Origin of the sequence: Fluviirhizobium alvei (genome assembly GCF_030551875.1) — a bacterium.
GTDB classification, from domain to species: Bacteria; Pseudomonadota; Alphaproteobacteria; order Rhizobiales; family Rhizobiaceae; genus Rhizobium_E; species Rhizobium_E alvei.
Genome location: NZ_JAUOZU010000024.1, coordinates 38,100 through 52,446 on the forward strand (window position 1 = coordinate 38,100; position 14,347 = coordinate 52,446).

Consider the following 14,347-nt stretch of genomic DNA (forward strand, 5'->3'; position numbering starts at 1 on the left):
ACCAATTTGCAAAGGTAAATGGCGATGGACGTTGCAACACTTGGCCTTGCCGTTGATAGTAGGCAGGTTGAAAATGGTTCAAAGGCTCTCAATGACCTGACAAATTCAGCCATGAAGGCAGAAGCAGCGGCAAATGGTGTTTCATCTGGAACAAAGAATGCCTCTACGGCTGCGGCTGCGATGACGGCTAACGCAAGCAACGCTGCGCGCGCCCTTGATATGGAATCTAGGTCGGCCCAAAACGCTACGCGCTCGATCATCGCTCATGGTTCCGCTGCGAAAACTGCTGCTTTGAACGTCGGGAACCTGGCGGCCCAGTTCCAAGATATTGGGGTGACATTGGCTATGGGGATGTCACCACTCCAGATCGCGCTTCAGCAAGGAACCCAGATGGCCGCAGTCATGGGGCCGATGGGGGCTGCCGGAGCCGTGCGTGCCCTTGGCGCTGCATTCATCTCCATTTTCTCGCCTATGTCACTTTTGACAATTGGCCTTGTGACAGCCGGAGCCGCCGCCGCACAATACTTTTTTGGCATCGAGACGAGTGGGAGCGGCGCAAACGATGTCATCGAAAAGCAGTCACAGCTTATCGGAAAGGTGGCAAATGACTGGGACCAAGCCACACCGCGCTTGAAGGCGTACGCTGATGAACTGGAGCGGGTAAGAAAGGCAAATGACCTCAGAAGCGCAGGCGAAGTCGCTGCAAAGGCAGAAACGACAAAGGTCGAAGATGTCCTAGGCCTGATAAATCAGCAATATACCTCTGCAATACGGAATCTGCGGACTTATGGCGATGAAGGCAGCGCCGTTGCCAACTCGCTCGCGTCTGCGTTCGGTGATCTCCAGGTAAAGATCTCTGACGGAACAGCCACAACCAAGGATCTCGTTGACGCGCAAAACGCGATGGCATCTGCCGTCAACACATTTGGCATTCCGTCCGTAATAGAATTGCGGGCTGTATTTGATGAACTTGTTCCCAGCATCAATGCCGCGATTGCCGCAGCTGGAGGATTCCGGGCAGAGGTTTCGGCAGCACTGTCCCAACAGATGTTTGCGAAAAACCTTGGCAACTCCACTTTGCCGTCTCTTGATCCACTCGGCTTTATCAATGCTGACAGAGATCAGACTGCACGTGCAAATGCAACAAAATCTCAGACGCAGATCGCTGCAGAAGCCGCGGCTCGTCTTGCTGCACGTGCAAGCCGCTCTGGCGGTGGCGTATCTGAAATAGAGCGTCAAAAAGAGGCTGTAACAGATCTTATCTCACAGCTTGAATATGAGCAGTCTATTGTTGGTAAAAGCGCCCAAGAGCAGGCGAAAATGAATGCAATCCGTCGGGCTGGCGGTGCCGCAACGGAAGAGCAGAAAAAGAAAATTGAAGACATAATCGACGCAACATATCGAGAAAAAGAGGCAATAGAAAATGCCAAGGAGGCCCTTGAAGACGCGAAGAGCGCGACAAAAGGGTTCCTGTCTGACCTGCGATCCGGCCTGATGGATGGCAAAAGCTTCTGGGAGTCTTTCGGTAACGCGGCGATGAACGTTCTCGACAAGATCATCAGCAAGGTCGAAGACGAGCTTGTAGACGCTCTTTTTGCAGCCAGCGGCACATCGAGTTCAAGCTCCGGTGGATTTCTCGGCATGCTCTTTGGCGGCATCGGGAAACTCTTCGGTTTCGCGTCTGGTGGTTATACCGGCGCCCGGTCGGCCTCGGCTGTTGCTGGCGTTGTCCATGGCGGCGAGTATGTCTTTTCCAAGCGTGCCACCGATCGCATTGGCGTCGGCAATCTTGAGGCGATGCACCGGTCTGCCAAGGGCTATGCATCAGGCGGATATGTCGCGCCTATGCCGGCAAACCAGAATGGCAGCGGATCGCGCAACGATGTCCTGCATGTCAACGTCGGACTGAAGAGGGACGCCGCTCTCAACATCATGCCAGACGTTGAGGTCGTGGCAGAAAGAAAGGTCGCAAGCGCAGCTCCGCAAATCGTCAAGGCAGCAAGTTCTCGTGTGGTTCCGACTATGTCGCAGTACCAGATGCAGAAGCAGGGACGGGATTATAGGCTGGCATGAGCACCTTCATTCATTGGCCGCTCGGCCTGCTGACACCGGAAAGCATCGCTCCTGTGATCGTTCCGTTCACTCGGTCAGGCGGACGCTCTTTGGGCGGCGTCGAGCCGGTGACGCGGACGGATCTCGGCTATTGGGAAATCGCCTATGGCAATGTCCCGGTAATCGGGACCGCGAAAGAGCGGACATGGAACGCCATAGCTGCCATTCTTTCAGGCCGCTCAGGGCTTATTGTCGTGCCATTGGCAGGCAATGCTGCGCAGCCATATGCTTCCGACGAATATGAGCTCCCAAGCACCCTGACGCATTCGGACGGCTCCACGTTTTCGGACGGGACCGGCTATCGGCAGGGTGCGATTTCAATCCGAAGCGCTGGCGCTGCTGCCGAGATCGGCGCGACGACAATGCGCCTTCGTGTCGATCGTGGCAGCCTCGATCTTGCCGGGGCGCGGTTTTCTTACAAGCACGCGCTTTACCAGATCGGGCAGGTGCTTTCGGTCTCAGGCAAGGTCGTGCAGGTGACGATCACGCCGTCGATTGCCGCGACAATCCCGCTGGATTCATCGCTGGAATTCGACAACCCAACCTGCCTTTGCCACCTTGCCGACGATCGCGGCATGGACGGCGGCTACAATGCGGATGGGTTTGAGCAGCGGTCTGTCACGTTCCGGGAAGCGACCGACTATTGGTCGTCGCTGGTGGCGTGATGATCAGGTCTTTGCGTATTCTTTGCGAGATCCAGTTTCCGGGCCAGACGGTGCGGCTCTGGGATGGATCTGGCCGGCCATTCATGGATGCTGACGGCAATATCTGGCGGGCTGCACGTCTCAATGAAGAGGCGATCGACCAGATTGAAAGCGCGATCAATGCTGAATCGTTCACGGTTGCTTTCACGATCTCCGGTATCGACAGCGCGATTTTCAGCACCGTATGGGCTGATTATCAGGCCGGGACGATCGTCGGTTCGCGGGTGCGGTTTCTGATTCAGCCGCTCGATGATTTTGAACAGCCGGTTGGCGATCCTGACATCTGCTTTACCGGCGGGATCGACAATTTTTCGTTCGATGAAACAGCAGCCGACGACGGCAAGCAGTTCACAATTTCGGTCGAAGTGACGAACCGGTTTGCGCTGATTGCGCGGCCCTCCGGCTCTGTTCTTTCGGATGCGGACCAGAAGGCGCGTTCGGCTGTCATCAATCCCGGCGCCAATCCGGATCGGTCCTGCGAGCGGATCCCCGGCCTTGTCGATAAATCGATCCGTTGGCCTGTTTGGTGATGAACGAGACGCTTGCCGCGTTTCTCGCGGCACAGGATGGCAAAGGCTGGCAGCCTGGGAAAAACGATTGCTGCCTTTATCTCGCCGCCTGGGCAATCTGGCTCGGTCATCGTGATCCGGCGCAGCATCTGCGCGGCACATACGACGATGAGGCCGGTTATCTGCGGATCATCGAGGAAGCCGGCGGGATAGCGGCGCTTGTTGGTGATTGCGTCCAGCGGATCGGAGGGCGCGCGATTGCGAGGCCAAAGGTCGGGGCAATCGGCATTGTCGGATCAAGGCTGAAATCATCCATGCAGTTCGGGGCGATCGCAACGCCTGACGGCTGGTCGGTTCTGACTCATGCCGGGCAACGCATAGTTTGCGCTCCGGCGCTGAACATCTGGGAAATCTGATATGGCGCAAATGCTGATCGGCAGTCTGTCGATGCTGCTCTTTCAAGGCGGGGTTTCGCTCGGGCTTATCACGCCGCTTGCGACCGGTCTTGTCTATGGCGGGTTGGCAGCGCTTGCCTATGGCGCCCAGATGTTGCTCAACCGGACATCGGTTCCGCAGCCGGAGGATGGCAACTACAATCTCCGGCAGCCGGTTCCTAGCCTCGCCTTCGTGCTTGGTCGGGTGAAAAAGGCTTCTGACTATATGTTCCTTGAGCAGACCGGTGGCGATGCCTATCATGTGCTTTGCATAGCAGGGCACCGGATTGACGGTTTCGTTCAGCATTACCTGCACGACGAAGCCGTGACGCTGAATGAAGGGGGCGGCGTGATCAGCCCCGACCATTTCGTTCAGGACGGGTTCGAATATGTCAACATCAAATACCGGCTCGGGCTCAATTCCAGCACGGCCTATGCTGACCTGATCACAAAATTTCCGACCGTCTGGAGCCTCGATCATCGCGGCGACGGGCTTGCGACCGTGCGCATGGTCGTAAACCATGTTTCGGCGGAAAGCTTCCAGAGCGTCTATCCGGCGGGAATGCCGCAACATTCGGCGGTTGTGGATGGCATGCGGCTCTATGACCCGCGCAACGAGGCTTCGAGCTTTTCGACCAATATCGCGCTTTTCCGGTTCTGGCATCTGACAAGCCCGGTTGGCGGCAAGTTGGGACGCGATGACCTCTATCTTCCGGAATGGCAGAATGCTGCCGATGTCAGCGACCGGATCATTTTGAACCGCGATGGTGTCGAGGAGAACCTCTATCACGGTGGCATGTGGTTCCGGGCGGAGAACAATCCTGTCGATGTTGGCCGCATCATGGACCAGGCGGCGGAGCTGGTTGTTTACGAACGGCCTGACGGTCTGGTTGGTGTGCATGCCGGCGAATATGTGCCGCCGACAATCCGCCTCACGGAAAAGGATATTGTCCAGATCCAGTTCGACGCAAACAAGCGTGTAGCCTCAACCGTGCTTGCCGTGCGCGGCCAATGGACCAACCCGCAGAACCGTTATTCGACAGCGGATGCGGCGATCTGGGGTGATCCTTACATCGGGGAAGACACCGAGCGCACGAAGACGATCCAGAACCAGTGTGTGCAATCGCACAACCATATGCAGCGGCTGCAGAAAATGGCGATGGAGCGGGCGAATGCGCCGCGTGTTTCCGTGCTTGCCCATTATGAGGCCGCGCGGGCAGTTCGCAGCAAGCGTTTCGTAAAGATCCATATGCCGCCTTACCTCGACGAGGCGATCGTTGAAATCGTCTCGTCGCCGAAACTTTCGCTACGCAACCTGACGATCGAATTCACCGGCATCGTCTGGTCAAGCGTGCCTTATGCATTCGACGCCGCAACGGAAGAGGGAGAGCCGCCGCCGGTAGTCGAGCCCGTGCCTGACGATGAGGTTCCGCAGCCGGAAGATTTCGCGGTCGAGATCAAGACCGAGAGCGTTGGCGGCGGTGTATCCGTCGTCTATGGCCTCGCGACATGGACGGTTGTTGATGACGAATTCATTTATGAGCTTGGATGGCGCGCGACGAGCGGCACCGACACCGAGTGGAAGAGCGCCTTTTCGCAGGCCGGCGACATCAACCTTCGGTCGGCTTACCTCAAGGATGCGTTCGCCTATGAATTCCGGCTGCGGACCTGGGCTTTCGGGACTGCTTCGCCTTGGGTCTATCTGCCAGACCCGATCGTCGTCTATGCCGACACGGTCGCGCCGCCGGCTCTGCGATCCTTCGCGCTTGCATCGCCCGTTGCCGCGCCTGGCTATGCGACCTTTGAAATCAAGACGCCGAAAACAACGCATCTCTACAAGGTCAAGCTTTTCCGCGTTGCAGCCGGTGCGGCATTCGACCCGGACACCGATTCTGTTCTTGATGAGGTCTATGTCCAGCCAAGCTTGACTTATGGCTATACGGACGGTGACGACAGCGTGACCGACGTTATCAGCAACGGGGTCTTTGCATCCGACACGGTGTGGACGAAGGGAACCGGCTGGTCGATCGGAAGCGGAAAGGCGACGCATGCGGTCGGAACCACATCGCAGCTGACGCAAGGCGCGGCCCTGACGATCGGTTCGAACTATCGCTACGGCTTTGTTGTTTCCGATTATGTCGCCGGATCCATCAATTTCCGCTTCCAGGGCGGAACGACCGTTGCCGGTGCTGCTGCCAGCAGCAACGGTTTCAAGTTCGGAACCATGACCACAGTCACGGGAAACAACGTCGCGGCCATGAACGCGACGGCCTCTTTCGACGGTTCGGTCGATAATGTGGTTGCCTTCATTCCGACCGCCGATTCCGCGCCGGCTGGCGCTTACGACTATTACGCCGTGCCGGTGAATGCCTCCGGCCTGCCGGGCCCGACATCCGGGCCTGTTTCGGTCAACATTGCCTAAGCGCCACGGCGCGCAACATCCGAAAATCTGGAGATACCCATGGGAAGCGTGACAGACGCCTTCAACGAAATCTATCGCGACTTTGTGACCGACGGCGTCGGATCTTCTGGTGAGCATGAGCCACGAAAGGCCGATATCCGCACGATCGGATCAACGATCGAAAGCTATGTCGCGGCCAATGGCGGCGGCGGGTCCGGTTCCAGTCTTCAATATAAAGACGCCGTGCGCGTTTTCGTGACGACGAATGTCAACGTCTCGACCGGGCTCGAGAATGGCGATACGCTTGACGGGGTGACGCTGGCGACCGGCGACCGTGTGGCGCTGGGCGGGCAGACCAATGCGGCGCAGAACAGCGTTTGGGTGGTGGTGGCATCGGGTGCGGCTTCGCGAGCATCCGACATGACTGCTTCCGGCCACGACCTCGCGACGGTCTATGTGCTCGAGGGAACGAATGCCGGCAAGCGCGTGACCTATGTTCCGCGCACGGATGGAACGATCGTTATCGGAACCACCGAATTCGACGCTGTCGTGACGGCGAAGGAAGACTCGACCGTCACCATTCAGCAGGTGATCGGCGCCAATTCGACGCCGGCCACCGGCACCGATACGAGCAACGATGTCGTGCGCGTGTGGGGCGCGGCGGTGACCTATGACGGGTTCATCAACCGCTTCCGTATTTTCGCCAATGCGGATGGTGAGGTGCGGCTGCGCCGGTTTACCAAATCGGGCGATACTTTCACGCAGGTTGGCGGTGATATCTCGCTTTCCGTCGTGGCCGGTCTCAACACATTCACCCGCTCTTCCGGCGCGTTGCCGCTGATCGAGGTCAATGCCGGTGAGTACCTTGGCGTTTACAACCGCAATGGTTCGGCGCTTGCCTACAAGACGGAAACCGGAATCGGCTGGTATAGCGGCGACGGAAACGTTACGACATTCACCGACTCCACGCTTTCGACGGCGCAGACTCTGCAATGCGATTTCCGGATCGAGCAGAAGCCGGACAACATTTTTGATGAAAAGCTGGACGATCTCGACAGTCTGATTGGCCGTGGCCAGCAGACGATTGGCCTCGGTCGCGGCCTGACGCCGGATACGGCTTCTGGGTGGGTGGCGAAAAATACGTTCATCTTCCGCAACCCTGTGATCAAATCTGGCCGCGTGCAGCAGATGCGCATTGGCTGCTCCAGCGCCGGCACATTCTATTTCAAGCGGTTCACCAAATCCGGCGACACCTTCACCCAGGTCGGAAGCGATATCCCGATCCAGATCGGCAACGGGGATATCATTCTCAATGACGCCGATCTGCCGTACATCGAGGTCAATGCCGGTGAATATCTCGGGTTCTACCGTGGCAATGCCGGCATCGTTTTCAATTCCGACGCGGCTTATGCCTCCGATCCGTGGTATGCGGCTTCGCCGGCCGGGAACGTTTCGACGCTCACCGATGCCGACACGACGAGTTCGTTTATCCAGATGCGCATCCACGTCCAGATGGGCGGGATAAGCGGGGTCAACAAGCGTCTCGACCTGATCGAAGACTCGCTCTCCTCGGAAGTGCGGGTCGAGGAATATTACAATGAGACGGTGATTTCCGCTTCGCTTGTCGAAGACGGGCTTGTCGCCGCCGTCAATGTGACGACCAATCGCGACGGCACCGAGGCGACCTATTCCAACAGCGTGACATTCACTGCCGCAAGCGTCGGAACGATCCGTTACGATCTGCTTTATCTCGACGGGCAGGCCGGGACTTTCGGCATCATTGCCGGCACCGAGCGCGCCAATGACCCAACCTACTTTGCCGCGGCAAACACCAACTCGAAATACATCCCGATCTTCCGCGTTCGAGTGACCGATACCGCGCTTGTTGCTTTGCCGCTGTGGCGGCTTGCCGATGGGGTTGATCGCTCGGTGCAAAATCAGGTGATGCTTGACCGGGCACGCAACCGTGGCCTGTTGCGGCGCTTTCGGGACAAGGTGGCGCGCGGCGAGGCGGTGCGCATTGTCGGCTTTGGCGATTCGATCACGGCAATTCAGAATGCAGACCCGTCCGCTTCGACGCCGAACGGGGTGAACCGCGATGTTGCGACCAAGACCGATGGGTATCTGACGCCGAAATATGGTTCCGATGTTCTGTCGGCGCAGACGCTTTACACGTCAAGCACGCTCGGTCGCGGCAATGATGGCGGCGGCTCGATCCATACTCGGATCGGATTCAACTGGTCGCTGGTGGCCGACCTCGAGGCGCGTGGCTACGTGCTGGGATCGACGCTGTTTTACGACAATTTCGGGCGCGGTGGCAAAAGCTCTGCCGATGCCGTGTCCGGCGGCGTGGCGACGTCCTGGACGACGGATGCGGCTGCACTGGCCGGCGATCTCGTCGTTGTGGCGCTCGGCATGAACGAACGCGGCGACAGTGCCACCGAGGCGCGCATGGCCGTGGTGATCGACACGTTCCTTGCCGCAGGCTCCGATGTCGTGGTTATGGGGGTTCCTCGCCCGCGCTCCGGCACGCTTGCCGACTGGCAATACACAAACCGCGTGCTGGCCCGGGTGGCCGCCTACAAGGGCGTTGCCTTCATCAACCCCGCATCGATCGCTGATGACCGGTTCATTCAGGCGCTCGGCTTCACCAGCGCAGATATCTGCGAGTCCAACGGCTCGAACCATCCCGGCATTCGCGAACTGGCCCGCTATGGCGAGCAGTTGGTTGCGCATGTGCTGGGCGAAATCGACACATATGTGCCGCAGAAGCGAACGATGCGGACGGACCTCAACCTGTTTGTTGACCCGGCCGACCGGACGAAGCAGCTTGAGTTCATCATTTCAGGCTTTTCGACGGCGACGAAACGCCAATACACGTTCCCGAATGCAAGCGGGATCTTGGGAGACCTGACCTCAACGCAGACGTTTTTTAACAAGACCCTCCCAGACAATTCGACCTATTTCCGCGATAACTCCGATCTCACGAAGTTTGGACAATTCGAGCTTTCCGGCATTTCAACATCCACAACCAGAATTCTCACATGGCCGAATGCCAACGGCACGATCATGACGCGGGAAAATGCTGAAACAATTTCGGCTCTTAAAACGCATTCGCTGAACACGGCGACGACGTCGTCTGACTATTTGTTGTTTAGACCGACAGATTATGCAGTCGGAAAGCCTGGACTTGCCGTAAATAAATCTTCGACGGCAACCGTCTGGAATATATCACTGTGGGATGGCGCAAGTACGGCTGGGACGATTAATTTCGGCTCCAGCGCTTTTTCAGCGGCGGGGGCCTATAACACCACGACGGCCAGCGCAGCCAATGTCAACGTCGCGTCGGATGGCACCTTGGCTCGCTCAACTTCATCGGAAAAGTACAAGATCGATATCGAGCCGATGGCAGACGAATGGGCAGACAAGGCGCTTGAACTGACGCCGATATGGTATCGATCGACCTGCGAAGGCGACAATAAGGATTGGTCCTGGTGGGGGCTTTCCGCCGAAGCGGTGGCTGAGGTCGACGCGCGGCTGGTGCACTGGAAAACGCATGATGTCGTGCCGGTGCTGGTTGAAAAAGAAGTTCCCCGCGAAGAGCGTTATGTGGAGCAGGAACCCTGCACCATTCGTCTGCCGTCCATAAACGAAGATGGCGAGGAGATCGAAGTCGAGGTGGAATCGACGCGCAACGTGCTGAAGACCCGCACCATCACCGAGACGGTGGAAGTGGTGGAAATGCAGACAATCGCGCTCGAACAGCCGGAACCTGAAGGCGTGGCTTATGAGCGGCTTGTCTGCCACCTGCTGTCGATCGTCAAGCGTCAAAACGAGCAGATCGCCAACCTAACCACGCGCCTCGACGCCATCGGCGCGTAAGCGGACAACCAAGGAACAAGCCAATGAACTTTTCCGGCACCGGGGAAACGCTCTCCGGAGACGATTTCGCACGCGCTGCAGCTTCGATCGGCTGCGATGAAAACGCAATCCGTGCTGTTACCGCTGTAGAGGCGCGTGGAAACGGTTTCGACAGCCAGAAGCGCCCAATCATCCTCACAGAGCCACACGTCTTCCACCGCGTTCTGAAGGCGAAAGACAGGGCCAAGCTTGATGAAGCTGTTTCGCTCGGTCTGGCCTATCCGGTATGGGGCACAAAGCCTTATCCTGGCACTCAGGACGCGCGCTACGCTCTGCTCGAGCGCATGATGACGGTGGACGAAGAAGCCGCTCTCATGGCCTGCTCATGGGGAATAGGGCAGGTGCTTGGCGAGAACTACAAGCTATGCGGTTTCCCGTCTGCTCGTGCGCTTGTGGAGAAGTGCATCGAAAGCGAAGGCGGTCAACTGGACGTGATGGTAGCCTTCATCAAAGGCCGTGGTCTCGCGCGTCACCTTGCAGCGCATGATTGGCCGGCGTTTGCCTATGGCTACAACGGCTCCGGATACCGAAAGAACGACTACGACGGCAAGCTAGCCCGCGCCTATGCGAAATACAAGGCAGGCACGTCTATTGCTGCCGACCCGCTCAAGGACGGGCTCCTGTCGATCGGCGACAAAGGCGATGCGGTGAAGGCGCTCCAGATCGCGCTTGGCATCGGGGCGGATGGTGATTTCGGAAAACTGACAGATCAGGCCGTCAAGGCTTTCCAGAAAGAACATGGACTGCTTGTCGACGGCAAGGTCGGCAAGATCACCGGGCGAATGCTCGGTCTCACCTATTGGAACTGAGAAAGGATAGATCCAATGTCTGAAATTGAACAGGTAGCACGAATTATCCTGTACACTGTTGGCGGCTCAATTATGGGCGCCGGCTTCATGGACAGTGCGCAGGGCCAGACGCTTCTCGGCGCATGTGTGGCGCTTGTTTCTGTCGGCTGGTGGTACATTCGCCAGCGTCAGGACAAGGCATCGAAAAAGTAACGGAAAGGCTACGACATGACGAACGAAGAAATCATTGCTGCCGGCGTCAACGCTCACATGCTTCTCGACGCCGCGCTTACGAAGGCATACAATCAGGCTCAACGCCTTATTGACCTGACCGAGAAGGGTGCCGCTGCCGGCTTGGCAAAGCCGCTCAAGAGCAAAAGACTTATCCATATGTCTCGTGAACTTGCGGGTGCCATCGCAACAGCCGGTCGCCTTAGTGCTAATCTTCACATCGAACAGACAGCAATCGCAAAGGCAAACGGCATCGACACAGGATCGCTTACAATCGTTGCCGGCGTTGAGCTTCCGTCTGTGTCTGTAATGGGTGGCGGGGACCGGTAAAATGAGCGTGTGGCAGTTCTATCTAGCTATCGGCGCGCTTGTAGCGCTTGCGCTTTCTTATCGCATCCCACGGGCGTTTCTGTGGGTTTGTGCTATGGCGCTATCGTTCATTGCGTCCGTCGCGTGGCAACGATCAGAACTGCCATATTACCCTGCTGCCGTGCTTGCATTCGATGCAATGGTCTGCCTCCTTATCGACGCCTTCGCAAAAGAGCGCTGGGAGGCAATGCTTTTCAACGTGTACCGAATTTCTGTCGGTATTTCCATCTTACGGTTGTTTAGCATTATCGACAATACAACTCTTTATGTGGTAACGCTAGAGTTGTGCAACTGGGCTGCTTTGGCTGTCGTCATCGGCACGTCTCTCTTGCGACGGGGGCCGGTGTATGGAAATTCTCTATGGGATCGCTGGAATAGCTATATTCGCCGGGCTTACACTTATCTACGCGCGCCTCGTTCGGCGGACCACTGGTTCAAGGTCCGCTAAAGATGCTTCCAGAAACAGTCGTCGCTAAAATGTTCGGAGCTTTTTCAGGCTCCGTGATCGCTCTGATATTCATCCCGCCGAAAACACTTATCGGCTTCTTTCGCCGCGGTGCCGTCTCTCTGATCGTCGGGCCGATCGCATCGCCTGTCGTTCTAAACTGGCTTGAATGGCCGGCGAACTTTGATAACTTCGTTGCTTCGGCGGCGATCGCTTCTTTTGCGTCGTGGTGGCTGCTTGGCGCTGTTTTAGCGGCACTCAAGAAGGCTATCGAGACGAAAGCTGAATAGAGCGAGGACGACCGGTGGCGCGAATGCCGCCGGTTTTTTTATGTCTCTATCGGCTGTTGCGGCGGCGAAATGGTGATGCTGACCTTGCGGCCACCGCATGCGCTGCATTTGAGCTTAGACGTGAGCCCATCAGCCAGTGCCGGGTGATCGCGGCCAAGCCGTCCTGCCAATGCTGGCAGGTCCAACTCCTTCGACCGTCCGCAGCCCTGTGCCTGGCAATGGGCGTAGATGCCATAGCCGCGATCAATGAGGCTGCCCAGTGTATCCATGGTGATCGGGTATTTCACCATAGGCCAATTGCCTCACCGATGCGTAGCGCAATAGCAGTTATAGACACCAAGACCATCAATGCTGTCGTAACCCGTGTCATAGCATAGCCGATCGTTTAGCAATTGACATCTCGCCTTCCTATGTGCTTCGTTCTCGCCACACAGGCGAGGGGATTCCATGGTTGACAAAGTCGAGATCACAGATCCGTTTAAAGTAGATCCTACACTAAGAGACAAGCCCGCGAAACAGCTAGAGCATGAAATCACTCTTCGGCAGATGGCTCTTGAAGAGCGCAGGCGTGAAGAGAGAAAGAAAGAGCTTGAAGCACTCGTTAACAAGCTCAATGCCGCTCAATACACGTTTCTAGATGCTATGCGCGTACTTGATGACAACGGCCTTTTGCCAGATGCTGTAAAAGCCGCGTATACGACCGCAGGCGGCGTTTTCGCTCCACATTTGAAGCACCGTGCCGTTGACGCCGATCGCTTGCTCACGAGGCAGGAAAAGGCAGATAAGCCTAAGCGCCCGAGAGTGCCTAGGAAGCCTAAAGGCTAGCTTCAATCACTTCTACGCCAGCAACCCTAGCGCGGCTTACCATGTCGGCAGTGCCGCGCCCACCTGGGAAAGCAACGACTAAATCAGGCTTGTACTCATCAAGCATTTTCTGATTGCGCATCGGTCCGGCTGCCTTGCCGTATTTGCTCCAGTCCGCTATCTCAGTGAGGCATGAGACCATTTTTCTCTCTGCCCATGCTCTAGCGAGCGTGTCGGCTCCAGATGCGCCGCCATTGATTATACGCGTGATCTTTCTGTCTACATGTATGCAATCAAGCGTCTCATTGGCTAGGCGCATTTCAGCGCGCACTCTCTTACGCTTATCGTCGGTTGCAGCAGGCGGGTAAACGCCGAAATGCCTCCCGCCGCATACTAGCACTTTCGTCATTCCTCAGCCTCCTTGGCTCGTGCAATTATTCGCTTAGCAGCACCTCAAGCGCCGCCTTGATCTTCACAGCCTTCAAAGCACTCATTCACGCGGCGTTCGAAATCTGTTTGGGCGATCGCCTCTAGTGCGGGAAGGTCGAACTGAGCATTTTCTTCCGCATAGAAAATAGCGTCTGACCCAATGTACACAGACCCATGCCGCCAAATGATGTATGTTCCAATCGGCGTGGTAGCCTTGGCGGCGTAAAAAGATTCAGGATCGTTGTCGTATTTCCATTCCAGTTGCTTTATTCTCATTTCGTCATTCATCAGCAATCTTTTCTCCATAAGCTTGCTGATCATGACGTTGCGTTTCGCCGCCCTAAGCAGAAGCTCCTTGGCTTCCGCCAGATAGCCTCCATACGTCCCATCCATGTCGCCGTTGATTTTACCGTCATGGAACTGGCGAAGCCTGCCATCAATAGATGCCCATGCTTCCGCAACTGCTTCTATGATTGATGCGTTCGGTTTATTGTCTGTCGTCATTCTAGGCCTCCTTGGCTTGTACAATTGTTTTGCTCATTTTCATAAACCTCTACCATCAGCTCTAGCGCCATAAGCGCACGTTCTCTCATAGAGTGTTGACTTGCCGGATAGCTCCCACTGGTCGTCCACGTCACGCTGCAGCCCGTTGGCTTGTGGTGCGCGCAATAAACCATGTCCCATCCACCTACGCCCATCCCGACACGCAAGTCATGACCAGTAATTTCTATATCTTCTCTTTGCATGATTTTTGCTCATTCCTAAGCCTACTTGGCTCTCCGAAAAAGTTAGGGGCTCAAACGCAATTCTATTTGGGATACAATGGCCATTTTTCGGCTTTTCCAGCAAAGGTGCGGGGCGCTAAGTTATTGGCCAGTAAAATGAATTTTACAGCCTCCGGGCCCACCAT

The 14,347-nt window shown here is 56.7% G+C and carries 15 protein-coding genes; 12 read left to right on the top strand and 3 right to left on the bottom strand.

Features of this window, described 5'->3' with window-relative positions; translation table 11 throughout:
* Positions 1 to 18 precede the first annotated feature (18 nt).
* Genes Q4481_RS23820 through Q4481_RS23870 form a run of 11 tightly spaced genes read left to right on the top strand, consistent with a single transcriptional unit; the run spans position 19 to position 12,204 of the window.
* Entirely contained in the window at positions 19 to 2,073 is a 2,055-nt protein-coding gene (locus tag Q4481_RS23820) for a phage tail length tape measure family protein (RefSeq protein WP_304378926.1), read from the top strand.
* Positions 2,070 to 2,777, top strand: a complete 708-nt coding sequence (locus Q4481_RS23825; RefSeq protein ID WP_304378927.1) for a hypothetical protein — start codon at positions 2,070 to 2,072, stop codon at positions 2,775 to 2,777. The genes Q4481_RS23820 and Q4481_RS23825 overlap by 4 nt, the downstream gene beginning before the upstream one ends.
* Entirely contained in the window at positions 2,777 to 3,346 is a 570-nt protein-coding gene (locus Q4481_RS23830) for a hypothetical protein (RefSeq protein WP_304378928.1), read from the top strand. Before Q4481_RS23825 ends, Q4481_RS23830 begins: the two co-directional genes overlap by 1 nt.
* Positions 3,346 to 3,741: a DUF6950 family protein gene (locus Q4481_RS23835; RefSeq protein ID WP_304378929.1), complete on the top strand. Its 396-nt coding sequence runs from the start codon at positions 3,346 to 3,348 to the stop codon at positions 3,739 to 3,741. The genes Q4481_RS23830 and Q4481_RS23835 overlap by 1 nt, the downstream gene beginning before the upstream one ends.
* Position 3,742: 1 nt before the next feature.
* A complete protein-coding gene (locus Q4481_RS23840) occupies positions 3,743 to 6,181 on the top strand; it encodes a phage tail protein (protein WP_304378930.1) in 2,439 nt (812 codons plus the stop codon).
* A gap of 39 nt (positions 6,182 to 6,220) precedes the next feature.
* Positions 6,221 to 10,042: an SGNH/GDSL hydrolase family protein gene (locus Q4481_RS23845; protein WP_304378931.1), complete on the top strand. Its 3,822-nt coding sequence runs from the start codon at positions 6,221 to 6,223 to the stop codon at positions 10,040 to 10,042.
* Between the two features lie 23 nt (positions 10,043 to 10,065).
* Entirely contained in the window at positions 10,066 to 10,890 is an 825-nt protein-coding gene (locus Q4481_RS23850) for an N-acetylmuramidase domain-containing protein (protein ID WP_304378932.1), read from the top strand.
* Between the two features lie 15 nt (positions 10,891 to 10,905).
* Positions 10,906 to 11,082 (top strand): Pam3-gp28 family putative phage holin, encoded by a 177-nt coding sequence (locus Q4481_RS23855; protein ID WP_304378933.1) that lies wholly within the window; start codon positions 10,906 to 10,908, stop codon positions 11,080 to 11,082.
* Positions 11,083 to 11,097: 15 nt separating this feature from the next.
* A complete protein-coding gene (locus Q4481_RS23860) occupies positions 11,098 to 11,430 on the top strand; it encodes a hypothetical protein (protein WP_304378934.1) in 333 nt (110 codons plus the stop codon).
* 1 nt (position 11,431) lies between these two features.
* Positions 11,432 to 11,917 (top strand): hypothetical protein, encoded by a 486-nt coding sequence (locus Q4481_RS23865; protein WP_304378935.1) that lies wholly within the window; start codon positions 11,432 to 11,434, stop codon positions 11,915 to 11,917.
* 2 nt (positions 11,918 to 11,919) lie between these two features.
* Positions 11,920 to 12,204 (top strand): hypothetical protein, encoded by a 285-nt coding sequence (locus Q4481_RS23870; protein WP_304378936.1) that lies wholly within the window; start codon positions 11,920 to 11,922, stop codon positions 12,202 to 12,204.
* 38 nt (positions 12,205 to 12,242) lie between these two features.
* Here Q4481_RS23870 and Q4481_RS23875 read toward each other — a convergent pair whose 3' ends face one another.
* Positions 12,243 to 12,494, bottom strand: coding sequence for a hypothetical protein (locus tag Q4481_RS23875; protein ID WP_304378937.1), 252 nt, complete (start codon positions 12,492 to 12,494; stop codon positions 12,243 to 12,245).
* A 157-nt stretch (positions 12,495 to 12,651) separates the two neighbouring features.
* Here Q4481_RS23875 and Q4481_RS23880 point away from each other — a divergent pair, with 157 nt between their 5' ends.
* Complete coding sequence (locus Q4481_RS23880) at positions 12,652 to 13,029, top strand: hypothetical protein (protein ID WP_304378938.1); 378 nt, start codon at positions 12,652 to 12,654, stop codon at positions 13,027 to 13,029.
* Here the strand turns inward: Q4481_RS23880 and Q4481_RS23885 are convergent.
* Both Q4481_RS23885 and Q4481_RS23890 read right to left on the bottom strand, forming a co-directional pair.
* The gene (locus Q4481_RS23885; protein ID WP_304378939.1) at positions 13,019 to 13,417 is read right to left on the bottom strand and encodes an SLOG family protein; all 399 of its coding nucleotides are present in this window, start codon (positions 13,415 to 13,417) and stop codon (positions 13,019 to 13,021) included. The genes Q4481_RS23880 and Q4481_RS23885 overlap by 11 nt on opposite strands.
* Before the next feature lie 44 nt (positions 13,418 to 13,461).
* Complete coding sequence (locus tag Q4481_RS23890; protein WP_304378940.1) at positions 13,462 to 13,941, bottom strand: hypothetical protein; 480 nt, start codon at positions 13,939 to 13,941, stop codon at positions 13,462 to 13,464.
* Between the last annotated feature and the right edge of the window lie 406 nt (positions 13,942 to 14,347).